Here is a 24,435-nt window from a genome sequence, read left to right as displayed (position 1 = left end):
CTTCCCCCAACGCTTTTCGCAGGAACGACATGAAAACACTCCTTCCACTCGCCGCCGCCGGCGCGATCTTCGCGCCGCTCGACACCTATGCGGCCCACCCGCTCGCCTCCGAAGACACCGGCACGCAAGGCAACGCCAACTGGCAATACGAACTGAACATGGAGCAGACGTCGAAGCAGGCGGACACCGGACGCCAGCAGCTGTGGGGCACGACGCTGACCCGCGGCGTCGGCGAACGCGCCGATGTCTATGTCGATGCGCCCTATACGCATGTGCAGAACCGCTCCGACGAGAACGGCTCGGGTTTCGGCGACATCGAAATCGGCATGAAATGGCGTTTTGCCGAACGCGGGCCGTTCAGTCTCGCGATCAAGCCGCACGTGACCGCGCCGACGGGCAACGACCGGCGCGGGCTCGGGACGGGACGCATGGGCGCAGGCGCGACGCTCGTCGCGCAGTACGAGGTCGCCCGGCTGACGTTCCTCGCCAACGCGGGGATCGCGTATCAGCCGAACCGGCAGGACGACCTGACATCGATCTGGCAGCTGTCGGGCGCGGCGCTGTATCGCGCGACGGACAAGCTGCAGCTCGTGGCGGACGTCGGCGCGTCGCGCAATCCCGAGCGCGGAGCAGGCGCGCATCCCGCGTTCCTGATCGCGGGAGCGATCTACTCGCCGAAAAGCTGGCTCGATCTCGACGTCGGCTATCGGCACGGGCTGAATGACCAGGCCTACGATCATTCGGTGATGGCGGGGATCACCGCGCGCTGGTGACGCGTCCGGCAACGACGCCATGCGGGCTGCACGGATGGCGAATCGCGCGCCGCGACGTCAGTAGCTCACGGTCAGCGACGCGAACGCCGCGCGTCCCGGGCCGGGCGAATGCAGCGCCTGCGTGCCGTCGTACCACACGTATTCGTTGTAGCGGTTGAACAGATTGGTCACCTGCAGATCGACCGTCATCGCCTTCGACAGCCGATATGCGGCACGCGCATTGACCGTGACCGCCGCGCCGAACTTGCCCGTCGTGTTGGTCTGCTCGAGGTAATACGCGCTCTGCGCATTGGCCCAAGCGGACACGCGCAGGTCGGGCGTCGCCTGATAGTCGAGGCCCGCCGAGAACAGATGGTTCGGCACGTGGTCGACCTCCTTGCCGGCACTCGCCGGATTCGCCGGCCCGGGATCGACGATGCGCGCCATCTGGTACGTATAGGCAAGCCACAGCGACACGTCGCGCGCGACGCGCAGGTTCGCCTGCACGTCGAAGCCGTGGCGCTTCGTCTTGCCCAGGTTGTCGTAGTCGCCGGCCGGATCGTTGAGCTTGCGCCGCACCTCGTTCGACGCGACCTGCTCCCAGTACGCGATGCGCCCGTCGATCCAGTCCGCGGGCTGGAACTTCACGCCGGCCTCCCAGCCGTCGTTGATCGACGGCGCGAGATCGGCGGTGCGCGGGGGGATCTTGTACGCGCCGGCGCCCACGCCCGCCTGGAACGTCCGTCCATAGTTGCCGTAGACGCTGTATCCGGGCAGCAGCGTATAGACCGCGCTGATCTTGGGCTGCGGGATCGCGCCGTAGCGGTTCATGTCGTAGCGCTTGCCGGTCAGGTTATCGGTCAACTGCCCGTCCAGCAGATCGACCCGGTATGCGGGAATGATCTTCAGCGCGTCGAACGGCTTCACGACCGCCTGCACGTATGCGCCCAAGGTGTCGTACGCAAACGCCTGATCGCGGGTGTGCGACGTCCGCTCGTGCTGCACGGTCAGCCAGCGCTGGCTCGTGTTGTTCTGCCACTCGCCGCTCACGCCGCCTTCGAGCGCGAAGTCGCGCAGCCAGCCGATGCGCGGCCGGTACGTCAGCGTGCTCAGAAAGCCCAGCTGGCGCTCGTCGGAGAAGCGCTCCTGCTGGCTCGCCGACGCCGAGTACGTCACCCAGCGCCGCTCGCGGAACGTGTTCCAGTAGGCGATCGTCGACCACGACAGGCGATCGCCGAGATCGATGTCCGCATGCAGCGCGTACTGGCCGGTCTCCCGCGTGGCCTGGTCGGTCGCGTTGAACGCGTAGGACTCGGTCGGATGCGCGCGCGCATCGGCATCGGTCAGGTAGCCGGGCTCGTCGGCCGCGACGCGCGCGTAGCGTGCGGAGAATCCGACGCGCACATCCGCCGTCGGGCTGTAGAACCACTTGCCGGCCAGGCCGGCCTTGTCCATGCCGGAATGATCGCGATAGCCATCCGAGCGGCGATAGCCGAACGCATAGTTCTGCGAGAACGTGTCCGTTTCGTGCCCGGCAACCGTTTCCGCGTCGAACGTGTTGTCGCTGCCGTAGCCGATGCGGCCGCGCGCGTAGGTGCCGCCCGTCAGTGTCGCGAGCGTCGCATTGCCCGCGATGTTATGCAGCCCGTAGCGGGGATCGTTGGTGCCGCGCACGGTCTCCAGCGAGTCGATTTCAAGCGGGAACACGGCGTCCATGTACGGCATGTTCCCGTCGTTGCTGTTCGACGGAATGCCGTCGATCAGCAATTTCACCGCATTGATTTCGCCCTCGCCGTTGGAGCCCCTGAACGACAGCTTGCCGGACGTGGTGCCCTGGTTGAAGTCGGTCAGCAGCGCCCCCGGCATCTGCGCGAACAGCTCCCACGGGCTGCGCACGCTCTGGTTCTCGATGTGGTCGGCATCGATACGGTCGACCGAGGTCAGCACGTTGCGGGTGGCGAGGGGGCCGGTGCGCGCGCCCCGTATCTCGACCGTGCCGAGCACGAACGTCGAGTCGCCGCCGGAGGCGGCCGGGGCCGGGGCCAGAGTCGCGGTCGGAACCGAAGCCGAGCCCGATGGCGATGGCGATGGCGATGGCGACGCCGGAGCCGGAATCGACGCCGAAGCGGGCATCGGCACAATGGCGACCCCGGACCCGCGCGCGGACGCATCCTCGGGCGCCGCGTCGGCATCCTGTGCGCAGACAGGGTCCACCGGTGCCGCCAGCGCGAACGCGACGCAAGCCGGAATCAGCCATTTTTCCTTGTGTTGTCGAATCATCATCGGGGTATCGTCCGGGCCGCGCGAATCGCGACGCAGGGAAAAGCAGAGGGTGTCGGGGTGCCGGCACAGCCGGCGAACGGCATGCGTCCCGGGCGCGCATGCGCGGCCGGGATCGCCTGAACCGCGATGGAAAGCGGCGAGATCGTCGACGCTAGGTGGTCGGCCGCACGCACGCCGACGCGCCGGCCGGCGGCACGGCCGCTGCGTCGGGCCATGTCATCCACGCAATCCAGCCGATCCACAGCGCGCACGCGATCACGCCAGCAATGTTCAGGTGCGTCTTGTAGCGGACGATCCATTCGGACAGGGAGATTCGCCGGTTCATGCGTGCCCCCTGCCGACATGACGCGAAGCGGCGCGCCGCTTCACATGAGGCACCCGCGCGAACGCGCAGGCCGCCGCGCGCCACGCGATCGCGTGGCGCATCGAAGTGCTTTTCATGGTCGATCCTCGATCGTTGCGTGGCGAGGCCACGCCGCGCGTGAACGCGCAACCGCGCGACGCCGTGGCGGGCGTCGCGACTGACGGACGTCAAATCAAGGAAAGGACAGGTGGGGCGCGGGGCTGCGCGGCGTCGAGGATGAACGACCGGCGATGCGTTTCGAATCGCACCGCCGCACGTTCTTCCGCCGCGGCGACGGCGACCGCGAGCGCGGTCCGGGCAATCGGCAATGCGGGCGCATGGGCGAACAGGCCGCAATAGCCGCACGCATGCCAGTGCGCGGCAAGCGAGCGGGAATCGTCGGGCGACGGCGGCGCTTCGTCCGCGAGCGCGGCATGCACGCTGCACAGCGCCGCCTCCGGATCGGCCGACGCGCGCGTCGCCGCGAGCACCTGCGATACCGTCGGGGCGAGCGTGACCATCAGGATGGCAAGCAATCCCAGCATGCTGGCGATCTTCTGATGGAGACGACTCGACATGGCCGCAACGGCGTGAACAGGGTCGGAAACGGCGCAATTATGCCACGGCAAGCGATCCGCCCACCGCCCGGCGCGGACGCCGCGGCACGTCCGGCCCGCGCTTTCGGCCGGGATCACGTGCCGGACGATGCGTGAGCCGCCGCCGCGCTGCGTAATAAACGCTCACAAACGATACAGTTCGGCACGTCAACACATTGCGCGGAAGACGCGTTTTTCTCTGCAAGCACCGGGAATTTCTCCCGGCAACGACAGGAGAATCGTAATGCGCACCCTCACCCGCAACCTCGCCATCGCCGCTACCCTGATGTCGGTCCTGACCGGCACCGCTTTCGCCGACACGCCGTGGCAAAAGGCGCACCCGCGCCGTGAAGAAGTGAACCAGCGCCTCGCCAACCAGAACCGCCGCATCCACCATGAAGTGAAGGAAGGCGAGATGTCGCATGCACGGGCCGAGCGCCTGCATCGCGACGATCGCAAGATCCGCCAGGAAGAGCGCAACATGGCGGTCCAGAACGGCGGCCACATCACGAAGCCCGAACAGCGTGTACTGAATCAGCAGGAAAACGCAGTCGGCAACAAGATCGGGCAATAAACGCGACGCTGCGGCTGTCGGCCCTGCGCACGTTGCCGTGAATGCGGCGACGTGCGCTTTTTGCGTGACGCGCGCGCGATGAATCGCCGGCCGCGACGCGCACGTCCGTTCGGACAGCCGACGCTTTCCGCGGCCGATGCTTCGCGCGAACCCGCGCAGGTATACTGCGTCGTCGACCGGATCGCGCATCCGCCCAACGAAAGCAGCGCCGGGCGGATTCGCCGCGACACGCCGCGTTTCGCCAGTGCCCGCGCGCCGCGCTTTGCCACGACAGACACGCAAACACGAATCATCATGAAACGACTCATTCTTCTCGCTCCGATCGCGCTGCTCGCCGCCTGCGGCTCGCCGCGCCAGCCCGAAACCGCCGCCGCCGCCGCCGCATCGGCCGAACAACCGATGGTCTATGTTTCGTCGCGACACGCGGCCGGCACGATCGCGAGCTGCCTCGACCGTCGGCTGTCGCGCGTGCATGCGTCGCGGAGCAACGGCGTGACCGACATCACGGTCGGATCGGCGTCGAGCGGCTCGTACTTCGTCACGTTGACGCCGTCCAACGGCGGCTCGGTCATCAAGGTCGTGCGCGGCACGGCAAGCGAGCCGCCCGAGGAAGAAATGCGCTTCGTGATCGCACGCTGCGCGACGTAACGCGCATCGCGCGACGCGGCGCCGCGCAAGCGCCCGGCATCGGCGGGCCGTTCGCGCGGTGAGCGCGGCGGGCGCGCAGGGCAATCGACGGGCTTCAACCGGGCGGCCGTCGATGAGAGAATCGCACCACGATCTCTTTCCGATGGAGCCCGCATGAAGCATCTGCTGTCCAGGCTGTTCGTCACTGCCGCGCTCGCCGCGCTCACGCCCGCGTTGCCGGCTCACGCCGCGACGCCGCCCGGCATCTTCGTGGTCGCCACCCAGCTCGGCGAATTCACGACCCTCGATCCGAGCGAGATCTACGAGCTCGTGCCGTCCGAATACGTCGCGAACACCTACGAACGGCTGGTGCGCGTCGACCTGAAGGACCCGACCCGCTTCGACGGCCAGATCGCGCAGTCGTGGAGCATCGGCGCGGACGGCACCACGTATACGTTCAAGCTGCGTCCGGGCGTCACCTTCCACTCCGGCAACCCGCTGACCGCCGACGATGTCGCGTGGTCGCTGCAGCGCACGGTGCTGCTCGACAAGGGGCCGGCCGCCGTGCTCGCCGATCTCGGCCTCACCCGGGCGAACGTGATGCAGAAGGTCCGCGCGCCCGATCCGCAGACGATCGTGCTCGAAACCGACCGCAAGTACGCGCCGAGCTTCGTGCTCAACGTGTTGAGCGCATGCCCGGCGTCGGTGCTGGACCGGAAGCTCCTGCTGTCGAACCAGCAAGGCAACGACTTCGGCAGCGCGTGGCTGAAGACCCACGACGCGGGCTCCGGGCCCTACCGGCTCGTCAAGTGGACGCCAAACGAGAGCGTCGTGCTGCAGCGCTTCGACGGCTACCGCACGCCGTATCCGATGAAGCGTGTCGTGTTGCGCCACGTGCCGGAAGCCTCCGCGCAGCGCCTGCTGCTCGAAAACGGCGACGTGGACGCCGCGCGCAACCTGAGCCCCGACAGCCTCGCCGCGCTGACGAAGGCCGGCAAGGTCAAGGTCGCCGCGTGGCCGGTGTCGGCGCTGCTGTACCTGGGCCTCAACACGAAGAACCCGATGCTCGCGAAGCCCGACGTACAGGAAGCGATGAAGTGGCTCGTCGATTACGACGGCATCCAGCGCAACATCGTCAGCACGACCTACAAGGTGCATCAGACCTTCCTGCCGGAAGGCTTCCTCGGCACGCTGAACGCGCGCCCGTACAGCCAGAACGTCGCGAAGGCGAAGGCGCTGCTCGCAAAGGCCGGCGTGCCGAACGGCTTTGCCGTAACGATGGACATGCCGAACGATTACCCGTACATCGAGATCGCCCAGGCGCTGCAGGCGAACTTCGCGCAGGGCGGCATCCGGGTGAAGCTGGTGCCGGGCGACGCGAAGCAGGCGATCGGCAAGTACCGCGCGCGCCAGCACGACATCTTCATCGGCGAATGGTCGCCCGACTACATGGACCCGAACAGCAACGCGCGCGGCTTCGCGTGGAATCCGGACAACTCGGATCAATCGAAGTACCGGATGCTCGCGTGGCGCAACGGCTGGGACATTCCGCAGCTGACGAAGCAAACCGAGGCCGCGCTCGTCGAGCCGTCGCCGGCGAAGCGCGCGCAGCGCTATGAAGCGCTGCAGAAGGAAGTGCTCGCGCGCTCGCCGTTCGTCATCATGTTCGAGAAGGTCGTGCAGGTCGCGACGCGGCCGGGCGTCACCGGCCCGGAAATCGGCCCGATCAACGATCTGGTGTCGTACCGCACGCTGCAGAAGTGAGCGTCGCGCGCCGCGCGTCCAGCACCGGCAGGCCGAGCGCGGCGCAGCGACAGGCTGGCCGTGCTGGTCGTTTCGCGGAGCGACAGAATAAAATGGATGTATCGAAACCTGAAAAAGCGATCCGCCGTCACCGAACCGCGTCATGTCGACTCCCGCCTCCCCCCTCGAAGCGCTGCGCACGCTCCCCGCGCGGCGCCCCGCCGTGCGCTGGGCGCTGCGTGCGCTGCGCTGGGCATTCACGCTCGCCGTCACGTTCGCCGGGCTGCTGGCGCTCACCTTCGCGATCGGCCGCAAGGTCCCGATCGATCCGGTGCTCGCGGTGCTCGGCGATCGCGCGTCCGCCGACGCGTATGCGGCCGAGCGCATCGCGCTCGGGCTCGACAAGCCGCTCGCGACGCAGTTCATGATCTACGCGCGCGACGTGCTGCACGGCAACCTGGGCGTGTCGCTGCTGACGTCCAATCCGGTGCTCGACGACATCCGGCGCGTGTTTCCCGCGACGCTCGAGCTGGCCACGCTCGCGACGGTGATCGGCATCGCGATCGGCGTGCCGCTCGGCGTCGCCGCGGCGGTTCGGCACAACCGGCCGATCGATCACGTCGCGCGCTTCGTCGGCCTGATCGGCAACTCGGTGCCGGTGTTCTGGCTCGGCCTGATGGGCCTGTTGCTGTTCTATGCGCGCCTGCACTGGGTCGCGGGGCCGGGCCGCCTCGACCCGGCCTTCGACGGGATGGTCGACACGCGCACCGGCAGCCTGCTGATCGACGCCGCGCTCGCCGGCGAATGGGACGTGTTCCGCAACGCGGTCGCGCACATCGCGCTGCCGGCGGCCATCCTCGGCTATTACTCGGTCGCGTACCTGAGCCGGATGACGCGCTCGTTCATGCTCGAGCAGCTCAGCCAGGAATACATCGTCACCGCGCGCGCGAAAGGGCTGCCCGAGCGCCGCGTGATCTGGCGCCACGCATTCGGCAACATCGCGGTGCCGCTCCTGACCGTGATCGCGCTCACGTACAGCAACCTGCTCGAAGGCTCCGTGCTGACCGAGATCGTGTTCGCGTGGCCGGGCCTCGGCTCGTACCTGACGGGCGCGCTGCTCAACGCCGACATGAATGCGGTGCTCGGCGCGACGCTCGTGATCGGCGCGATGTTCATCACCGTCAACCTGCTGACCGACGCGCTGTACCGCGTGTTCGATCCGCGCGCGCGCTGAGCGCTGGCTGCCCGTCATGCGCGCCTTTTCGCCGATTCCGTTTCCGTCCATGCCGAAGGTTTCCCGATCATGAATCCCGAGCGCCTTTCGATGCGCGCGTGGCTGCTCAGCGACGCGCCCGCGTCGCGCCGGCAGGCCGCGCTCGGCCTCGCGTACCGCCGCTGGCGCCGCTTCGCCGCGAATCCCCTCAACCTGTTCGGGCTCGCGATCCTCGTCGCGCTGATCGCCGTCGCGATCGCGAGCCCGTTCATCATGCCGCACGACCCGCTGCAGCAGGTGCTCGCCGAGCGGCTGCAGCCGCCCGGCTCGCCGTCGCACTGGCTCGGCACCGACCAGCTCGGCCGCGACATCCTGTCGCGGTTGATCGCCGGCGCGCGCATCACGCTCGGCATCGCGCTGCTGGTCGTCGTGATCGTCGTGCCGATCGGCCTGATGATCGGCACGACGGCCGGCTACTGCGGCGGCTTCGTCGACAGCGCGCTGATGCGCGTCACCGACGTCGCGCTCGCGTTCCCCAAGATCGTCCTCGCGCTCGCGTTCGCCGCCGCGCTCGGGCCGGGCGTGATCAATGCGGTCGTCGCGATCTCGATCACCGCGTGGCCCGCGTATGCGCGGCTCGCGCGCGCCGAGACGATCCGCATCGCCCAGGCCGACTTCATCCACGCGGCGCGGCTGCAGGGCGCATCCGGCCCGCGCATCCTGCTGCGCTACATCGTGCCGCTGTGCACGTCGTCGGTGATCGTGCGCGCGACGCTCGACATGGCCGGCATCATCCTGACGGTCGCGGGGCTCGGCTTCCTCGGCCTCGGCGCGCAGCCGCCGAGCCCGGAATGGGGTTTCATGGTCGCGTCGGGACGCAACGTGCTGCTCGACGCGTGGTGGGTCGCGACGCTGCCCGGCACCGCGATCCTGCTCGTGAGCCTCGCGTTCAACCTGCTCGGCGACGGCCTGCGCGACGTCTTCGATCCGCGTCATGGAGCGTGACATGCAAGCGACGAACGGCACTTCCCCACTGTGCGAGATCGACGGGCTGCGGATCGGCTTTCGCGGCCACGACGGCACCGTCACCGACGCCGTGCGCGACCTGTCGCTGACGCTCTTGCCCGGCGAACGGCTCGGCATCGTCGGCGAATCAGGCTCCGGCAAGTCGCTCACCGGGCGCGCGTTGCTCGGCCTGTTGCCCGACTCGGCACGCTGGTCGGCCCGCACGATGCGCTTCGCGGGGCGCGACCTGCTCGCGCTGCCGCCGCGCGAGCGACGCCGGCTGTGCGGCAGCCAGATGGGGATGATCCTGCAGGACCCCAAATATTCGCTGAACCCGGTGATGACGGTCGCGCGGCAGATGGCCGAGGCGTTCCGGCTGCGCGAGCCCGGCCTGCGCGGCAACGCGCTGCGCGAGCGGATCGTCGACGCGCTCGCGGCGGTCCAGATCCGCGATCCGGCGCGCGTCGCCGACGCGTATCCGCATGAGCTTTCCGGCGGCATGGGGCAGCGCGTGATGATCGCGATGATGGTCTCGACCGGCCCGCGCCTGCTGGTCGCCGACGAGCCGACCTCCGCGCTCGACGTCGCCGTGTCGATGCAGGTGCTCGCGGTGCTCGACGAGATGATCGCGCGGCACGGCACCGGGCTGATGTTGATCAGCCACGACCTGCCGCTCGTGATGTCGTTCTGCGACCGCGTCGCAGTGATGTACGCGGGCCGCGTCGTCGAGACCTGCGCCGCACGCGACCTGCGCCACGCGACGCATCCGTACACGCGCGGGCTGCTGGCGGCCAATCCGCCGCTCGCGAACCCGCCCGACGAACTGCCGGTGCTGCAACGCGATCCGGCCTGGCTGAACGCCGCACCGGATCGGAGTCAGCGCCCGGGCGCCTGCGCCGATCGGCACGAGGACATCCGATGATCGACATCGACCGCGTATCCATCCGCTTTCCGACCCGTACCGGGCACGTCGACGCGGTGCGCGACGCGAGCCTCGCGGTGCACGACGGCGAGGTGTTCGGGCTCGTCGGCGAATCCGGCTCCGGCAAGTCGACGCTGCTGCGCGCGCTGACGGGACTCGTGCCGGTCGCGTCCGGCCGCCTGTCGATCGCCGGACGGCCGATCGGCGGCAAGCTCGACCGCGCGTTCCGCCGCAACGTGCAGATGGTGTTCCAGGATCCGTACGCGTCGCTGCATCCCCGCTTCACGATCGACCAGACCTTGCGCGAGCCGCTGGCGATCCACCGCATTCCGGACGCCGACGCACGCATCGCACGCGCGCTCGCGGAAGTCGGCCTCGGCCCGTCGTTCCGCTTCCGCTACCCGCATCAGCTGTCGGGCGGCCAGCGGCAGCGCGTCGCGATCGCGCGCGCGCTGATCGTCGAGCCGCGCGTGCTGCTGCTCGACGAACCGACGTCGGCGCTCGACGTGTCGGTGCAGGCCGAGATCCTCAACCTGCTGCGCCGCCTGCACCGCGAGCGGCGCCTGACGATGATGCTCGTCAGCCACAATCTCGCGGTGGTCGGCTTCCTGTGCCAGCGCGTCGCGGTGATGCAGCACGGCGAGATCGTCGAGCAATTGGGCATCGAGGACGTGCGCGCCGGACACGTGGCGTCCGACTACACCCGCACGCTGCTGCGCGCGACGGAGGGCTATCGCCGCATCAACCCGGCCGTGGACGCCCCCGCGGCCTGACCGCCGGCGCACGGCGCCGGCCCGAGCGCGTCGACTGCCCCGGGGAATCGCTCCGCCGGCAGCGGCGCGCGTCGTGCATGCGCCGGTCGATATCGCGACGCTGCCGGCGAGCAATCGAACCGACGTCGCCGGAACGGCCCTTTCCCTTCCTGTCAAACGCGACATGTCGCGCGCGGCCGAATAATGCCCGGTATTACCCTGACTTGCGGCAACGCAAATTCCGCATATATTTAAGCAACCGATTTCTGCAGTGCTTACCGGTTTTTTATATAGTCCTTTCTTATTCAAGAACATCGATGAATTGCCGTTTACGCATTTAGCTTCGCAGCGTCGAACGGACTGCCATTCGAGCGGCCTCGCTGCGACGCGCTTCCACTGGAGCCTCTCATGAAGCACCGCCTGATTGCCGCATCGCTCGCGTTGACCGCCTCGCTTCTGGCGTCGCCCCCGTCCATCGCCGGCGGCAGCTCCGGCACCATCTCCTTTTCCGGTACGATCGTCGAGCCGCCGTGCCCGTTCGAACTCGACTCCGCCAATCACGGGCCGGCCCGTCTGCATCCGGCGTGCCCGCGTCCGGCCGCGGGCAGTGTCGAATTCGTCAATGCCGACACCCGGCAGGCCATCAAAACAGTGCACTTCACGCAATTGTCCCGCTCGATCGAATTACCGGCGCAATCGCGCAACAACGCCATGCCGATAATTGCCGTCATTACCTACGAATAAAAATTACAAATCGATTAACGCAAATCGAACGCGCGCGGCGCATGCGGCGCCGGGAAAAAGACGAGCGAAGTCCGCACGCCGCCGCTCAATCCCGGTGCCGCGCGATCCAGTCGCTGAACGCCTGGATCTTGCGCTGCCCGCCCATGCTTTCGGGGTAAACGAAGAAGTAGCGCGCGCCCGTCTCGAGCACGATGTCGAACGGCATCTCGAGCCGCCGCGCGCGCACGTCGTCCTCGACCAGCGTGACGTCGCCGATCGCGACGCCAAACCCCTGCATCGCCGCGTTCGTCGCGAGATCGAGGGTGTCGAAGCTCGGTCCGCGCTCGGGATCGACCGCACGCGCGCCCGCATGGTCGAGCCACGCGCGCCAGTCGCGGTGGTCGCGGGTCGGATGCAGCAGCGTGTGGCGCGCGAGGTCGTCGAGCGCGGCAAGCGGCTCGGCCTGCCGCAGCTCCGGCGCGCAGACCGGCGTCAGGCGCTCGCCGAACAGCGGCAGCGCGCAGACGCCCGCGCCGGGCGACGTCCCGTAGACGATCGCGGCGTCGAACGGCTCGGTCGAGAAATCGATGTCGTGCTGCCACGCGGTCGTGATCTGCACGTGCAGATCCGGATGCTCGCCCTGGAAACGCATGATCCGCGGCAGCATCCATCGCATCACGCAGGTCGGCACCTTCAGCGCGAGATCGGTGCGCTGCCGCGTGAGTTTCAGCGAAATGTCCTCGATCCGCGCAAAGCTCTCGTTGACGACCGGCAGCAACAGCTCGCCCTCGGCCGTCAACGTCAGCCCCTTCGCGTGCCGCTTGAAGAGCGGGAAGCCGTAATGCGCTTCGAGCGTCTGGATCTGGCGGCTCACCGCGCCCTGCGTGATGCACAGATACTCGGCCGCGCGCGTGAAGCTGCGGTGGCGCGCCACCGTGGCGAAGATCTGGAGCGCGTGCAGCGGAGGAAGTCGGCGCATGGCGAAGCGGGATGGCGGTGAGTGGGCCGCGCGCCGCCGTCCGGCACGCGCAGACCGTCACGATAAGCGAAACGCCGGGATCGCGCGAGACGCGCGACCGCCGCGCTCAGGCGGCGAACACCTCGGCGACGATGCGCACGGCCGCCGCGACGACGTCGTCGCGGGCGCGCGCATCGCCGCCCGGCTGCGTGAAATAGATCGCCAGCGCCAGCGGTGCACGCGACGGCGGCCACGCGACGGCAACGCCGTTCGTCGTGCCGTAGTCACCCGCGCCCGTCGTGTCGGCCACCTGCCAGTCGGGCGGCACGCCTGCCCGGATGCCCGCCGCGCCCATCGTGTTGCCGAGCATCCACGTCTTGAGTTGCGCGCGTTGCGCGGCGCCCAGCGCGTCGCCGACGAGCAGCCGCCGCAGCGTCCCGGCCATCGCGAGCGGCGTCGTCGTGTCGCGCTCGTCTCCAGGCGTTGCCGCGTTCAGCTCGGGCTCCCAGCGGTCGAGGCGGAACGCAGTGTCGCCGATCGAATGCGCGAACGCAGTTGCGCTCCGCGGGCCGCCGAGCAGGTCCAGCAGCAAATTCGCCGCGCTCCTGTCGCCGTACTGCAACGCGGCCGCGCACAATTCCTCGGTCGTCATGCCGGCGTCGACGCGATTCTTCGTGACCGGCGACTCCGGCACCATGTCGTAGCGGCGGTACAACACCCGCCGCGACATCAGCGACGGGTCGAGCGCGGCGCGTGCGAGCAGCGCCGCCGCGACGACGACCGCGAAGGTGCCGCACATCGGGAAACGCTCGCGCGGACGGTGGGCGATCCGGGCCCCGGTCGCGGTGTCGAGCGCGACAACGCCCAGACGGCCGTTCGACGCTTGCTCGAGCGCTGCGAGCGCGGTCTGGGCGGCACGCGCGCGGCCGTGGTCGGCGACGGGGGCGGGGGCGCACGCGACGACGAACGGCGCGGCAACGGCGGCAAGCACCAGCGAACGGCGCAGCGGAGAATGTTCCATACGTGGCGGACGGAGACGAAACGTGGACGGACGCGCACGGCACGCGGCCCAACGCCCTCGCCGCTGCCAAAGACAAGCGTAGCAGCGACGGCGGCCGTGTTCCAGCCGCCGCGTGTCCTCCGTCAGCCCCGGGACGCCGGCAGGTACGGCATCGGATTGACTGGCTTGCCGTCGTGCCGCACCTCGAACAGCAGCGCGACGTGCGAACTGTCGAGATCGCCCATTTCGGCGATCTCGTCGCCCTGCCGGACGATGTCGCCAGTCTTCACGAGCACCTTGCGGTTGTGCGAGTAGGCGGTCAGGAAATCCGCGTTGTGCTGGACGAGAATCAGGCTGCCGTAGCCGTTCAGGCCAACGCCCGCGTACATCACCCGGCCGTCGGCGGCGGCGCGCACCGGGTCGCCGGCGCGGCCGGCGATCTCGATGCCCCGATTGTGGCCGGGCTTGAACGGCTCGACCACATCGCCATGCGCGGGCCACGCGAGCGTGACGCCGTTCGCATGCCGCGCGGTTTCCTTGGCCACCTGCCGCGCGCGTGCCGTGCGTGCGACGGGCTGGCTCGGCGCGGCCGCGGCGGCGCTCGCCGCAGGCACGGCCGATGCCGGTGCGTCCCCGCTCGCGGCGACCGGCGGCGCAGCCGGCGCGGCCTGCTTCGTCACGATTTTCAGCGGCTGGCCAACCCTGAGCCTGCTACGCGCACCGAGCCGGTTCCACGCGCGCAGATCGGCGACGCTGCAGCCGTTCGCCGACGCGATCCCCTTCAGCGTGTCGTGCCGCTTGACCACGTAGCGTCGCGTGACCGTGACCATGACGGGGGCGGCCGGCGCGTCGACCGCCTCGGCGGCGCTCGCCGGCGCGCTGGCGAGCGTATCGCTCGACGGGACGGGCGACGTGCCCGCACAGCCCGCGATCAGAAGGGCGGCCGCAACACCCGGCAACCAGGCCGCCTGGCGAATGATCCCGCGCTTTTTCATGCTCGATCTGACTCCGGTTGACAATCCTGCAAGCATCTCAAAAATAGAACGACCGACATGTAACCGGATGCAAGCATTGATAACAATCGATCAACGATCCGCGTGTCTGCGTCGTGCTCAATTCAGTAATACGGCGAAATCGGGAAAAACTTGAACGTCTGACGCTCGGTCCGGCATAAAAATTTCCGGCAGGGGCGCCGGACGCCACGCTGCGCGCGTTGCGGCGCGGGCACCGTGCCGCAAAAGCCGGCCGGCATGCGCCCGCGCAAGGCAGCCGGCGGCAATCGACCGAGACCGGGTCCGCTCACCGAGCATTAACGGGGTCACACCAAGCGCGCACACACGTGACGCACGGCCCTTGCCCCCTGCCCGCTGTCGAGGTGCGCCACCTGCATTTCCGGATACGCGAGCGCGCCGCGCGTCCGGCGGGAACCGCCGTTTAGATGTGGGTGGCGCATCAGACCGTTAGTTGCATCCATGGCGCAGTCGATGGATCCTGCAACAGCGTGCTCTTGCGCGCGCCAACCGCGGTCACGCCGCTTCACGATTGCTGCCGCGAAGCGCTGGCCGATGGATGCGACCCTGGCCACACATCTGCGGTCGATAAACGCGAAAGATCCACCAAACGATTCGATGCGGGTTGACAATGGCGTCTGGCCGACATTCGCAGGACTCCAGACCGCATGGACCATCTGCACGCAATGCGCATCTTTGCGCGCGTCGCGCATCTCGGCAGCTTCACGAAGGCCGCCGAGCAGATGCAACTGCCGCGCCCGACCGTCAGCAACGCCGTCCAGTACCTCGAACGGCATCTGAAGATCCGGCTGCTGCAACGCACGACGCGCCGTGTCGCGCTGACCGCCGAGGGTGCGGCGTACTACGAACGATGCGTCCGCCTGCTGGCCGATCTCGACGACGCGGAAACGCTGTTCGAGGAAGCCGGCACGTCGCCGCGCGGCGTGATCCGTGTCGATCTGCCGGAGCGTTTTGCGCTGAACGCGGTCATTCCGGCGCTGCCGGGTTTTCATGCGAACTTTCCGGACCTGCGCGTCGTGATGAGCACAACCGACCGCTTCGTCGACCTGGTCGCCGACGGCATCGACTGCGCGGTGCGGGTCGGCGCGCTCAGCGACACGTCGCTCGTCGCGCGGCGCATCGGCGAAATGGCGCAGATGAACTGCGCGTCGCGCGGCTATCTTGCGCGCTACGGTACGCCGCGCTCGCCGGACGACCTGCCGGAACACGTCGCGGTCGGCTATTTCTCGAGCCGGACCGGCCGCGAGCTGGACTGGGAATATGCGGACATGGATACCGGCGCAATGCACACGGTGAAGATGCGCAGCATCGTATCGGTCAACAGCTCGCAGGCCTATCTCGCGTGCTGCGTGGCCGGGCTGGGGATGATCCAGGCGCCGCGCGACGGCCTCGACACGCCGCTCGCGAACGGAACGCTGGTGGAAGTGCTGCCGGAATGGAATGCCGCGCCGTTGCCGGTGTCGGTGGTATTGCCGCACGGCCGGCATCTCGCGCCGCGCGTGCGGATCTTCGTCGACTGGCTCGCGCAGACGCTCGGCCGGCCCGGGCGGGCCGCCTGACTGGCGCCACCTCGCGCGGCAGGCGGGGCAGCGCCCGCCGCGCGTGCCTCGCGCATCAGAACTTGTGGCGGATCGCCGCGCGCACCGCGAACTGATTCGGCGACGACGACGGGCCGTCGGTGCCGACCACGTAGCCGCCGTCGGCGATCGTGCCGGTCTTGTCGCCGGTCACGCGCTGCCACGCGCCCTGCAGGTAGACGTCGGTGCGCTTCGACAGGTTGTAGTCGGCCATCAGGCCCACGGTGTGGTATTTCGGCTTGATCGAGCCGTTCGCCGCGTCGAACTTGCCGTCGGTATACACGTACTGCGCGCCGACGAAGAAATCCGGCGTCAGCTGATATTTGCCGTCGACTTCGAAGTTGTCGAACTTCGTCGCCGTCAGGCCCAGGCCCGAGAACGTCGCTACCGGCAGAAACACGGTCGACACGGGGTTCTTCGCGTCCATCTTCGTATAGACGAAGCCGAGCGTCGCCGCGCCGAACGTGTAATTGACGCCGCCGCCGAAGATCCGCAGGCGGGCCGCCGTGAAATTCGCGTCGTCGGCCGCAATCGCGCCTGCCGCGCCGTTGCCCGCGTTGTTCGCCTGCAGGTACGCGGCCGCGACCTGCAGGCCGGCCAGCGAATATTGCGCGCCGATGCTGTACTGGCGGTTGTTCGCGAAGTTCGTGCCGTTGCTGAAGCTGTACGTGCCGCCGAACGACAGGCCGTTCCAGTCGGGGCTCGCATACTTGACCGTGTTGTTCACCCGGAACGAGTTGTCCGTGTTGTCGTTGTCGAACGGGTGCGAGAACAGCGTGCCGCCCCAGTTGCCGTTCGCGGTCAACGGCGCGAGATAGTCGACGAGCGAATCGTACTGGCGGCCGAAGGTCAATGCGCCGTATTGCGCGTGCGTCAGGCCAACGAACGCCTGGCGGCCGAACATGCGGCCGCCCTCGCCCAGATGGCCGGTGTTCACGTCGAAGCCGTTTTCCAGCGTGAAGATCGCCTTCAGGCCGCCGCCCAGGTCCTCCGCGCCGCGCAGGCCCCACCGGCTGCCTTGCACGAAGCCGCTCGCGAGCTGGTAGTTCGCATGCCCCGCGCCATTCACGCTGACGTTGTTCGTGTAGTTGATCCCCTCGTCGATCAGGCCGTAGAGCATCACGCCGCTCTGCGCGAACGCCGGCGCGGCGAGCGCGAGCGCTGCCGCCGGAATGACGTGTTTTCTCATTGTTCGATCTCCAGAACCGGGTATCGCGCGCCTTCGGCGAGGCGCGTCGTCGCGTTATCGTGCCGTGCCCGAATCGCGGCCTGCGCGGTGCCGCGTGCCGCGATTCCGTCAAAATAGTGTCACGGCCCCGATCAGACGTCCATCGTGGTGCATGGCGCGCGCGGGCAGCGTTGTGTAATGCCAACTGCCCATGCGGCACCACTCTCCGGGCGGCCTTGCGGGTCGCGGCACGCCCCGATGCCATCGGCGTAAACCCGGCTTTTTCCACATCAGTGGCACAATGCGGGTTCATTCGTCATTTCTTCACGAAGTTATGCTTCACCGCGATTCCTGCGCGGCCCGTCACGGCCGCGCGCGCGCCGCGCGCCGGGAGGCGCGCCCATGACCGCCCCGGCCAAGCCCGCCCGCTACGCCGAACTCGACTTCTTTCGCGGACTCGTCCTGCTCGTGATCGTCGTCGACCACATCGGCGGCAGCATCCTGTCGCGCGTCACGCTGCACGCGTACGCGTTGTGCGACGCCGCCGAGGTGTTCGTGTTCCTCGGCGGCTTTGCGACCGCGATCGCGTACAACTCGCTCGTCGAGCGGCACGACGCGGCGGCCGCGCGCCAGCGCTTCATCAAACGCTCGTTTGAAATCTACCGGGCCTTTCTCGTCACGGCCGGCCTGATGCTGCTCATCACGGCCGCGCTGAACGCATTCTCGATCGACGGCCCGAACATGCCGACCAACGATCTCGACGGGCTGATGGAAAAGCCGCTCGCCGCGCTGCGCGACATCCTGCTGTTCAGGCGCCAGCCCTACCTGGCGTCGGTGCTGCCGATGTACGCGTTCTTCGCGTTGCTCGTGCCGCTCGCGCTGCCGCTCGCGCGCACCCAGCCGTGGCTGCTGCTCGCGTTCAGCACGTCGCTGTGGTTCACCGCGCGCCATGCCGCGCACTATCTGCCGACCGTCGACGGCGCGACATGGGACTTCAACCCGTTCGCGTGGCAGGTCCTGTTCGTGTTCGGCGTGATCTCGCGCTGCCAGCCCGTCTACCAGACGCTCGCCCGCAAGCCGCAAGGCTGGCTCGTCACCGCCGCCGCGGTCGCGATCGTCATCGCGGGCGCATATTACCGGCTGCGCATCGAGCCGTTCCCGGCCGATCCGTCGATCAAGCAGAACCTCGGCGTGCTGCGGCTCGTCAACTTTCTCGGGATCGCGTGGCTCGCGGCCAAGCTCGTCCACCTCGGCTGGATGAAGAAGGTCGCGCATGCGATGCCGTGGATCGGCACGATCGGACGCCAAGGCCTCCTGTGCTTCGTCGCCGGCACGGCGATCTCGCTCGCGGTCGACTCGCTGCTGTACGCGGCCACCGACGGCTACCTGGACGTGCCGCTCGGGCTGACCGCGGACGTGGTCGCGATGGGCCTTCTGTACCTGGTCGCGAAGCTCTATGCGCCGCTCGTGCAGCGGCTGCCGTTTCGCGCACGGCGATGACGCTCGCGGCGGACGCCCGGCGCTGCTAGGATATGGGCGCCCTTTCGATCACGCTTGCCATGCGCCGACTCATCCTTCTGCTCACCGCCATCCTGACCGCCGGCTTCGTCGAATCCGCCCAGGCGACCGCCGACAGCAGCATCGTCACCCGCTCGTTCCACTCCGAGTCGCTGCAGCGCGAATGGCCGTATACGGTCTACCTGCCGCCCGGCTACAACCCGGAGGGCGCGCGCTACCCGGTGCTGTACCTGCTGCACGGCAATGCCGGCAATGCCAACGACTGGATCACCCAGGGCCGGCTGCAGGTGACGGCCGACGCGCTGATCGAGCGGCACGACATCCCCCCCGTCGTGATCGTCATGCCGCAGGGCGGCACCGACTGGTACGTCGACCGCAAGGAGCGGATGCAAAGCGCGTTCCTCAACGACCTGCTGCCAGACGTCGAAGGGCATTTCGCGGTGTCGAACCAGCGCGCGGGGCGCGCGATCGGCGGCGTGTCGATGGGCGGCTTCGGCGCGCTGCGCTTCGCGCTGCTCGAGCCGGGCCTGTTCTGCGGCGCGATGCTGCTGAGCCCCGCGATCTACTCGAACGAGCCGCCGCTGAACTCGGCGGCCCGCTATGTCGGCGTGTTCGGCGACAAGCAGTTCGAGGCGAGGGTCTGGCACGAGCTGAACTATCCGGCGCTGTGGCGCGGCTACTTCGGGCGCACCTGGCGCGTGCCGATGTTCATCGCCGCAGGCGACGACGACCTGACGATCCAGGCCGAATCGAGCGTGCTCTATACGCAGCTGCGGCGCGCGCAGAATCCGGCCGAACTGCGCATCGTCGACGGCGGCCACACGTGGGACGTCTGGCGCGGCCTCATCGGGCCGGCGCTCAAGTACACGCTCGACTGCGTGAAGTGACGCGGCCGCGCCGCCGGGCTGCGGCGCCGCGGCGGCACTCCGATCGCCGGCTCGAACCCGGATGCAGTCCATATATATAGGACATCGCATCGGATATGCCGTGCTTCCGGCATACGTCCCCGACCGTCATGCCCGCGCCGGCTTCCTCCAAGCCCCCCGATTATCGGTTCCTCGGCGAACCGCGATTTCTTCCTGACAAGATTTCTCCCGAAACCTCTCCGCTGACTTTTCAGCGGACGGCATCGGAGGGGAAAAGCCATGCATCGCCCTCCCTGAATGGATCGCCCGCGTGCGATCAGCGCACGAATCTCGGGTTATTACTGAAGCGATACCGCTCAAGGTTGCGCATCCAGGGCCGATATGTGTACCAAATGGTTAACATTGACAGGCACCCCGATGAAATTGTCCACGAAATTGCTGCTGCTCGTCGTCGCCGCGCTGCTCGGCGTCGCGCTACTCGCTGTCATGGCATTGCAGACGCTGCGCGGCGCCTTGATCGACAGCCGTCGTGAAGAGATCGTCATCCTGCTGACGAAGGCCGAACATCTGGTCAACTCATACAGGGAGCTGCAGGCCCGCGGAACCCTTACGCGCGATCAGGCCCGGCAGCAGGCGAAAGCAGCGCTGTCGCAACTCAACGCGAATGCGAAAAGCTACTACTGGGCCACGACCGCCGACGGCATCAATCTCGTTCACCCGAACGCGAAGTTCATCGGCACCAGGGCCAAAGGCAACCGCACGACCGACGGCCTGTCCGACAGCGACGCCTATCGCGCCGGGATGGCGCGCTCGCATTTCGCGCTCGTCGACGTGCTGGTCAAGCGCAGCCCCGGAGCAGAGGCGGAGCCGAAGCTCCAGGGCGTGGTCGCCATTCCGGACTGGGACTGGTGGATCGGCACCGGCTTCTTCTACGACGACATCGACGCAGCGTTCGCCCGGCTCGCGACTGTGCTCGGCGCCATCGCGCTCGCCATCGCCGCGGCCCTTTCGACCATCGCATGGACCGTCCTGCGCAGCGTCAGGCGCACGCTGGGCGGCGAGCCGGCGCATGCGACGCACGTCGCGAGCCGAATCGCCGCGGGCAATCTGGACGTGGCGTTCGACGCGACGAAAGCCGGCCAGGGCAGCCTGCTCGCGGCGCTCGGCGACATGAAGGCGCGGCTCGCCGCGACGATCGCCGAAATCCAGTCGGCGAGCCACTCGATCGCCGCCGGCGCCGGCAAGATCGCGCAAGGCAACCTCGATCTCTCGCAACGCACGGAGGAACAGGCCGCCTCGCTACAGGAAACGGCTGCGAGCATGGAGCAGATCACCGCGACGGTGAAACAGAACGCCGAGAACGCGCGCCAGGCCAATGGCCTCGTGAACACCGTAAAGAACGCGACCGAGCTCGGCAGTACGGCCGTGCAGGAAGTGGTCGAGACGATGCGGCAGATTTCGGATCAGTCCGCGCGGATCGCCGACATTACCGCCACGATCGAGAGCATTGCGTTCCAGACGAACATCCTTGCGCTCAACGCGGCGGTCGAAGCGGCGCGAGCCGGCGAGGAAGGACGGGGGTTCGCCGTCGTCGCGTCGGAGGTCCGCTCGCTCGCCCAGCGCAGCGCGGCGGCCGCGAAAGACATCAAGGCGCTGATCGAGGTATCGGTCGACAAGGTCGGCAGCGGCAGCCGTCTCGTCGACGTGGCAGGTGAGCGCATGACGGAAATCGTCCGATCGATCGGCCGGGTTGCCGACATCATGGGCGAGATTTCGGCCGCCTCCGACGAGCAAAGTACCGGCATCGAGCAGGTCAGCAAGGCCGTCACGCAAATGGATGAAGTCACTCAGCAGAACGCCGCGCTCGTGGAACAGGCCGCGGCGGCCGCGTCATCGCTCGACGAACAGGCGGCACGTCTGAGGTCCGCCGTGTCGGTGTTCCGGCTTGGTTGATGGCCGACCGGCCACCGTCGCGCCATTCAGCCCGAACCGGATCTCACGCCGCTTCGACGGGGTCGCAGGTCGCTTCGGGGTGTCGCGCATTGGCGACGCTCACACATCCGGATCGGGAATCCGCGCGGACTGGATCACGACGAGCGTGTCGCCCGCCTCGATGCGGCACGGCGGGTCTTCGTAGAACGAATGGACCTTGCCGCCACGGTCGAGCCGGACGATCAGCGCGCCCGGCACCGCGTTCGACATGCAGCCGATCTCGTGCGGCGCGGCAAGCCGCTCCAGCAGCGTCGCGCGGCCGCGCGTCGACAGCATGTCGTTGACGAACGGCACGATATAGCGGCTGCTGACCGCGTCGGCGAGCAACAGCGCGCCGATCTTCGTCGACGACACGATCACGTCCGCGCCCGCCTGGCGCAACTGGCGCTGATAGAGATTCTCCTGAATCCGCACGACGATCTTCGTGTCGGGTGCGATGCTGCGCACTGACAGCGTCAGCAGGATTGCGGTCGGATCGTCGGTCACCGAAATGATCACGGCCTTGGCCTCACGCACCTGCGCCTGCTGCAGCAGATCCTCCTGCGCGGGATCGCCGAGCAGGCCGGCCACGCCGAGCGACGTCGCCGCCTCGATCGCCTGCTGCTGCGCGTCGATCACGATGACGGTCGCCGGATCGACGCCGCTTTCGAGCAGCTCGCGCACGGCGATCGAGCCGGAGAGGCCGTAGCCGCACACGACGATGTGATCGGTCAGTTGCTTTTGCAGGCGCTTCATGCGGAATTCCTCGATCACGCGCTGGATCACGAACTGATAGGCCGTGCCCAGGAAAACGAACCAGATGCCGATGCGGATCGGCACAATGAAGAAGGCGTCGATCAGGCGCGCCCGTGCGGTGACGGGCACGATGTCGCCGTAGCCGACCGTCGCGACCGTGACCATCGTGAAATAGATCAGGTCTGCGACGGTCATCGGCGTGCTCTTGGTCGTGTCGCGCAAGCCGTCGCGGTCCAGGTAGAGAACGAGGAACGCGAGCGAGCACAGAAACACGACGAAGCACAGCCGCACCAGCAGCGTGCGCCGCGGCGACGTCGCGGGGCGCGTAAACAGCGTGCGTGTGCGCGGCGCCTGCCACGGATTGCGGGCGCGGCGCAGGCGGAAGCGCAACGACCGGCGTTGAGCGGGCGACGAGGCCAACGGGGTGTCTCCTGAACGATATGGACCCGATTTTACGACGAGACGCCGCGAAGCGGCGCCGGCTCGCCCGTCAACGGCAGGCAAGCGCAGCGTGCGGCGGCGTCACAGCATGCTTCTGGGCCGCACCATCGTCCCGTCGGCGAAACGCCCTGCGCGGAATGCGGGAAGGTCCAGCGACGTCGCGCCGGTATCGGCCCATTCGGCGAGCAGGCGCCCGACGATCGGCCCCATTGCGAAGCCGTGCCCGCAAAACCCCGTTGCGATCAGCAGCCCGCCCGGCGTGCCCGGCGCGTCGATCACCGGGATGCCGTCCGGCAGCACGTCGATCAGCCCGGCCCAGGTCTCGACGATCTGCGCGTCCTTCAACGCCGGGAAGATCGCCTTGAGTTTCGCGAGCGCGCGTGGCGGGTGCGCGCGATTCGGCTGCGGCTGCGGATCGCGCGGCTCGATCGGCCCGAGGCGGCCGGACAGCCGCGCTGCCGCGTCGCGCCAGGCGGCGCCGTTCAGCCGCAGCCGGAACTTCTCGCGCTGCGCGAGGAACCCGGGAAAGAACTGGCTCAGGCCGCGCAGGTGGCCGAGCGTCAGGTCGACGTCGACCTGCATGTCGTCGGCAAGATTGATCGCGCCGCTGCTGCGCTGGCGAATTCCGAGCCCGTGCCCCCAGATCGTCGCGGCGGAAACCGGCGGCAGCACGTTGGTGCGCATGCAGGTGCCGCGCACCGCCTGCTGCGGCAAGCGGATGCCGACTCCGTCGAGCAGCCGGAAACTCGTCGCGCCGGCCGCGCAGATCACGCGCGACGTGCGGATCGCGCCGCGCTCGGTCACGACGCCGACGACCGCGCCGCCCGCCGTCTCGATCGCCGTGACGCCGCATCCTTCGAAGAAGCGCGCGCCCGCCCCGGCCGCGCGGGCAGCGAAGGCGGCCGCCACGCGGCGCGGCTCGGCCTGTCCGTCGCTCGCGGTGTACAGGCCGCCGAGCGCGGGGGCGGCGAGGCCGCTCACACGTGCGTCGATCCCGGCGCGCGTGAGTGTGCGGGTGTCGAGCCCGTGGTCGCGCGCGACGCGCGTCCACGCCTGGAACGACGCCCAGTCCGCTTCGTTGTCCGCAACATAGAGACAGCCGCCCTGCCGCCATTCGAGGTCGAAGCCGAGCTCGGCTTCCAGCCCTTCCCAAATGCGCATGCCCGCCATCATCAGCGGCACCTCGGCCGCCTCGCGCCCTTGCTGGCGCACGAAGCCCCACGCGCGCGTGGACTGCTGCCCGGCGATCCGGGACTTGTCGAGCACGACCGCCTTCAGGCCGCGCAACGCGAGATAATAGGCGGCCGCGCAGCCCATGATGCCTGCCCCGGCGATCACGATGTCTGCTTCGGCCGGGAATTCGGTGCCGGCGCGCGTCAATGCGTCGTGAAGTGGATAAGTCGTCGTCATCGCTTGTTTCTTCTCGTTTGCCGTCCGCGTGGGCCGCACGCGTAACGTTTGAATACATCTTTCACACAATCGCAGCCGAGACTTCGAGGAACCGACGCCATTTTGCGGTAAAGTTATCTTTTCCGCGCGTGGCCGGTCGGCTCGCCCGAGGATACGTCATACGATTGCGACTATCCGCCGAGTCTCGCCGCAAGGCGTCATTCTCT

General features: G+C 68.2%; 22 protein-coding genes and 1 pseudogene. 13 read left to right on the top strand and 10 right to left on the bottom strand.

Annotated features, from left to right (window positions below; all coding sequences use genetic code 11):
* The first annotated feature begins 29 nt into the window (after positions 1-29).
* A complete protein-coding gene (locus LIG30_RS19325) occupies positions 30-773 on the top strand; it encodes a transporter (RefSeq protein ID WP_038714573.1) in 744 nt (247 codons plus the stop codon).
* A gap of 57 nt (positions 774-830) precedes the next feature.
* On the opposite strand, the gene LIG30_RS19320 is transcribed toward LIG30_RS19325, so the two are convergent.
* The 3 genes from LIG30_RS19320 to LIG30_RS19315 form a co-directional block, all read right to left on the bottom strand.
* Positions 831-3,035, bottom strand: a complete 2,205-nt coding sequence (locus LIG30_RS19320) for a TonB-dependent receptor (RefSeq protein ID WP_083494094.1) — start codon at positions 3,033-3,035, stop codon at positions 831-833.
* A 151-nt stretch (positions 3,036-3,186) separates the two neighbouring features.
* The gene (locus tag LIG30_RS27040; protein WP_200929708.1) at positions 3,187-3,360 is read right to left on the bottom strand and encodes a hypothetical protein; all 174 of its coding nucleotides are present in this window, start codon (positions 3,358-3,360) and stop codon (positions 3,187-3,189) included.
* 206 nt (positions 3,361-3,566) lie between these two features.
* Positions 3,567-4,073, bottom strand: a complete 507-nt coding sequence (locus LIG30_RS19315; protein ID WP_235510338.1) for a DUF2946 domain-containing protein — start codon at positions 4,071-4,073, stop codon at positions 3,567-3,569.
* Positions 4,074-4,218: 145 nt separating this feature from the next.
* Between LIG30_RS19315 and LIG30_RS19310 the strand changes: the two genes are divergently transcribed.
* From LIG30_RS19310 to LIG30_RS19275, 8 genes are all read left to right on the top strand, one after another.
* Positions 4,219-4,548, top strand: a complete 330-nt coding sequence (locus LIG30_RS19310) for a hypothetical protein (protein ID WP_038714571.1) — start codon at positions 4,219-4,221, stop codon at positions 4,546-4,548.
* 294 nt (positions 4,549-4,842) lie between these two features.
* The gene (locus LIG30_RS19305; protein ID WP_038714600.1) at positions 4,843-5,196 is read left to right on the top strand and encodes a hypothetical protein; all 354 of its coding nucleotides are present in this window, start codon (positions 4,843-4,845) and stop codon (positions 5,194-5,196) included.
* Between the two features lie 153 nt (positions 5,197-5,349).
* Positions 5,350-6,939 carry an ABC transporter substrate-binding protein gene (locus LIG30_RS19300; RefSeq protein WP_038714569.1) on the top strand — a complete coding sequence of 530 codons (1,590 nt, stop codon included), beginning with the start codon at positions 5,350-5,352 and terminating at the stop codon, positions 6,937-6,939.
* 142 nt (positions 6,940-7,081) lie between these two features.
* A complete protein-coding gene (locus LIG30_RS19295; protein WP_038714568.1) occupies positions 7,082-8,152 on the top strand; it encodes an ABC transporter permease in 1,071 nt (356 codons plus the stop codon).
* A 69-nt stretch (positions 8,153-8,221) separates the two neighbouring features.
* The gene (nikC, locus tag LIG30_RS19290) at positions 8,222-9,136 is read left to right on the top strand and encodes a nickel transporter permease (protein WP_038714566.1); all 915 of its coding nucleotides are present in this window, start codon (positions 8,222-8,224) and stop codon (positions 9,134-9,136) included.
* Complete coding sequence (locus LIG30_RS19285; protein ID WP_200929706.1) at positions 9,126-10,058, top strand: ABC transporter ATP-binding protein; 933 nt, start codon at positions 9,126-9,128, stop codon at positions 10,056-10,058. Before nikC ends, LIG30_RS19285 begins: the two co-directional genes overlap by 11 nt.
* Positions 10,055-10,831 carry an ABC transporter ATP-binding protein gene (locus tag LIG30_RS19280; protein WP_038714564.1) on the top strand — a complete coding sequence of 259 codons (777 nt, stop codon included), beginning with the start codon at positions 10,055-10,057 and terminating at the stop codon, positions 10,829-10,831. The genes LIG30_RS19285 and LIG30_RS19280 overlap by 4 nt, the downstream gene beginning before the upstream one ends.
* Positions 10,832-11,218: 387 nt before the next feature.
* Positions 11,219-11,554 (top strand): type 1 fimbrial protein, encoded by a 336-nt coding sequence (locus LIG30_RS19275; RefSeq protein ID WP_038714562.1) that lies wholly within the window; start codon positions 11,219-11,221, stop codon positions 11,552-11,554.
* Positions 11,555-11,639: 85 nt separating this feature from the next.
* Here the strand turns inward: LIG30_RS19275 and LIG30_RS19270 are convergent, their stop codons facing one another.
* The 3 genes from LIG30_RS19270 to LIG30_RS19260 form a co-directional block, all read right to left on the bottom strand.
* Positions 11,640-12,512 (bottom strand): LysR substrate-binding domain-containing protein, encoded by an 873-nt coding sequence (locus LIG30_RS19270; RefSeq protein WP_038714560.1) that lies wholly within the window; start codon positions 12,510-12,512, stop codon positions 11,640-11,642.
* Between the two features lie 106 nt (positions 12,513-12,618).
* Positions 12,619-13,512 carry a class A beta-lactamase gene (gene bla, locus LIG30_RS19265; protein WP_038714558.1) on the bottom strand — a complete coding sequence of 298 codons (894 nt, stop codon included), beginning with the start codon at positions 13,510-13,512 and terminating at the stop codon, positions 12,619-12,621.
* Between the two features lie 122 nt (positions 13,513-13,634).
* On the bottom strand, positions 13,635-14,486 hold the full coding sequence (locus LIG30_RS19260) for a peptidoglycan DD-metalloendopeptidase family protein (RefSeq protein ID WP_038714557.1): 852 nt from the start codon (positions 14,484-14,486) through the stop codon (positions 13,635-13,637).
* A gap of 683 nt (positions 14,487-15,169) precedes the next feature.
* Here LIG30_RS19260 and LIG30_RS19255 point away from each other — a divergent pair.
* Entirely contained in the window at positions 15,170-16,081 is a 912-nt protein-coding gene (locus tag LIG30_RS19255) for a LysR family transcriptional regulator (protein WP_038714556.1), read from the top strand.
* 55 nt (positions 16,082-16,136) lie between these two features.
* Here the strand turns inward: LIG30_RS19255 and LIG30_RS19250 are convergent, their stop codons facing one another.
* Positions 16,137-17,288, bottom strand: a complete 1,152-nt coding sequence (locus LIG30_RS19250; protein ID WP_038714555.1) for a porin — start codon at positions 17,286-17,288, stop codon at positions 16,137-16,139.
* 381 nt (positions 17,289-17,669) lie between these two features.
* On the opposite strand from LIG30_RS19250, the gene LIG30_RS19245 reads away from it, so the two are divergent.
* A complete protein-coding gene (locus tag LIG30_RS19245) occupies positions 17,670-18,767 on the top strand; it encodes an OpgC domain-containing protein (protein WP_038714553.1) in 1,098 nt (365 codons plus the stop codon).
* Between the two features lie 59 nt (positions 18,768-18,826).
* On the top strand, positions 18,827-19,672 hold the full coding sequence (locus tag LIG30_RS19240; protein ID WP_038714550.1) for an alpha/beta hydrolase: 846 nt from the start codon (positions 18,827-18,829) through the stop codon (positions 19,670-19,672).
* A 90-nt stretch (positions 19,673-19,762) separates the two neighbouring features.
* On the opposite strand, the pseudogene LIG30_RS27320 reads toward LIG30_RS19240, so the two are convergent.
* A pseudogene (locus LIG30_RS27320) lies at positions 19,763-19,905 on the bottom strand (transposase); the annotation flags it as partial.
* Positions 19,906-20,068: 163 nt separating this feature from the next.
* Between LIG30_RS27320 and LIG30_RS19235 the strand changes: the two are divergent.
* Positions 20,069-21,604: a methyl-accepting chemotaxis protein gene (locus LIG30_RS19235; RefSeq protein WP_038714549.1), complete on the top strand. Its 1,536-nt coding sequence runs from the start codon at positions 20,069-20,071 to the stop codon at positions 21,602-21,604.
* Between the two features lie 99 nt (positions 21,605-21,703).
* On the opposite strand, the gene LIG30_RS19230 is transcribed toward LIG30_RS19235, so the two are convergent.
* Both LIG30_RS19230 and LIG30_RS19225 read right to left on the bottom strand, forming a co-directional pair.
* The gene (locus LIG30_RS19230) at positions 21,704-22,798 is read right to left on the bottom strand and encodes a potassium channel family protein (protein ID WP_038714546.1); all 1,095 of its coding nucleotides are present in this window, start codon (positions 22,796-22,798) and stop codon (positions 21,704-21,706) included.
* A gap of 102 nt (positions 22,799-22,900) precedes the next feature.
* Positions 22,901-24,229, bottom strand: coding sequence for an NAD(P)/FAD-dependent oxidoreductase (locus LIG30_RS19225; protein ID WP_038714544.1), 1,329 nt, complete (start codon positions 24,227-24,229; stop codon positions 22,901-22,903).
* Positions 24,230-24,435 lie beyond the last annotated feature (206 nt).

This window comes from Burkholderia sp. lig30 (assembly GCF_000687455.2).
Lineage (GTDB): Bacteria > Pseudomonadota > Gammaproteobacteria > Burkholderiales > Burkholderiaceae > Burkholderia.
Note: the sequence above shows the minus strand (reverse complement) of the source record. Positions and strands in the feature narration are given on the sequence as shown.

Coding starts and splice junctions, on each gene's coding strand:
- LIG30_RS19275 (WP_038714562.1), top strand. CDS start 11,219: ATGAAGCACCGCCTGATTGCCGCATCGCTCGCGTTGACCGCCTCGCTT.
- LIG30_RS19245 (WP_038714553.1), top strand. CDS start 17,670: ATGACCGCCCCGGCCAAGCCCGCCCGCTACGCCGAACTCGACTTCTTT.
- LIG30_RS19285 (WP_200929706.1), top strand. CDS start 9,126: ATGGAGCGTGACATGCAAGCGACGAACGGCACTTCCCCACTGTGCGAG.
- LIG30_RS19240 (WP_038714550.1), top strand. CDS start 18,827: ATGCGCCGACTCATCCTTCTGCTCACCGCCATCCTGACCGCCGGCTTC.
- LIG30_RS19235 (WP_038714549.1), top strand. CDS start 20,069: ATGAAATTGTCCACGAAATTGCTGCTGCTCGTCGTCGCCGCGCTGCTC.
- LIG30_RS19320 (WP_083494094.1), bottom strand. CDS start 3,035: ATGATGATTCGACAACACAAGGAAAAATGGCTGATTCCGGCTTGCGTC.
- nikC (WP_038714566.1), top strand. CDS start 8,222: ATGAATCCCGAGCGCCTTTCGATGCGCGCGTGGCTGCTCAGCGACGCG.
- LIG30_RS19255 (WP_038714556.1), top strand. CDS start 15,170: ATGGACCATCTGCACGCAATGCGCATCTTTGCGCGCGTCGCGCATCTC.
- bla (WP_038714558.1), bottom strand. CDS start 13,512: ATGGAACATTCTCCGCTGCGCCGTTCGCTGGTGCTTGCCGCCGTTGCC.
- LIG30_RS19300 (WP_038714569.1), top strand. CDS start 5,350: ATGAAGCATCTGCTGTCCAGGCTGTTCGTCACTGCCGCGCTCGCCGCG.
- LIG30_RS19305 (WP_038714600.1), top strand. CDS start 4,843: ATGAAACGACTCATTCTTCTCGCTCCGATCGCGCTGCTCGCCGCCTGC.
- LIG30_RS19280 (WP_038714564.1), top strand. CDS start 10,055: ATGATCGACATCGACCGCGTATCCATCCGCTTTCCGACCCGTACCGGG.
- LIG30_RS19225 (WP_038714544.1), bottom strand. CDS start 24,229: ATGACGACGACTTATCCACTTCACGACGCATTGACGCGCGCCGGCACC.
- LIG30_RS27040 (WP_200929708.1), bottom strand. CDS start 3,360: ATGAACCGGCGAATCTCCCTGTCCGAATGGATCGTCCGCTACAAGACG.
- LIG30_RS19295 (WP_038714568.1), top strand. CDS start 7,082: ATGTCGACTCCCGCCTCCCCCCTCGAAGCGCTGCGCACGCTCCCCGCG.
- LIG30_RS19325 (WP_038714573.1), top strand. CDS start 30: ATGAAAACACTCCTTCCACTCGCCGCCGCCGGCGCGATCTTCGCGCCG.
- LIG30_RS19310 (WP_038714571.1), top strand. CDS start 4,219: ATGCGCACCCTCACCCGCAACCTCGCCATCGCCGCTACCCTGATGTCG.
- LIG30_RS19270 (WP_038714560.1), bottom strand. CDS start 12,512: ATGCGCCGACTTCCTCCGCTGCACGCGCTCCAGATCTTCGCCACGGTG.
- LIG30_RS19250 (WP_038714555.1), bottom strand. CDS start 17,288: ATGAGAAAACACGTCATTCCGGCGGCAGCGCTCGCGCTCGCCGCGCCG.
- LIG30_RS19260 (WP_038714557.1), bottom strand. CDS start 14,486: ATGAAAAAGCGCGGGATCATTCGCCAGGCGGCCTGGTTGCCGGGTGTT.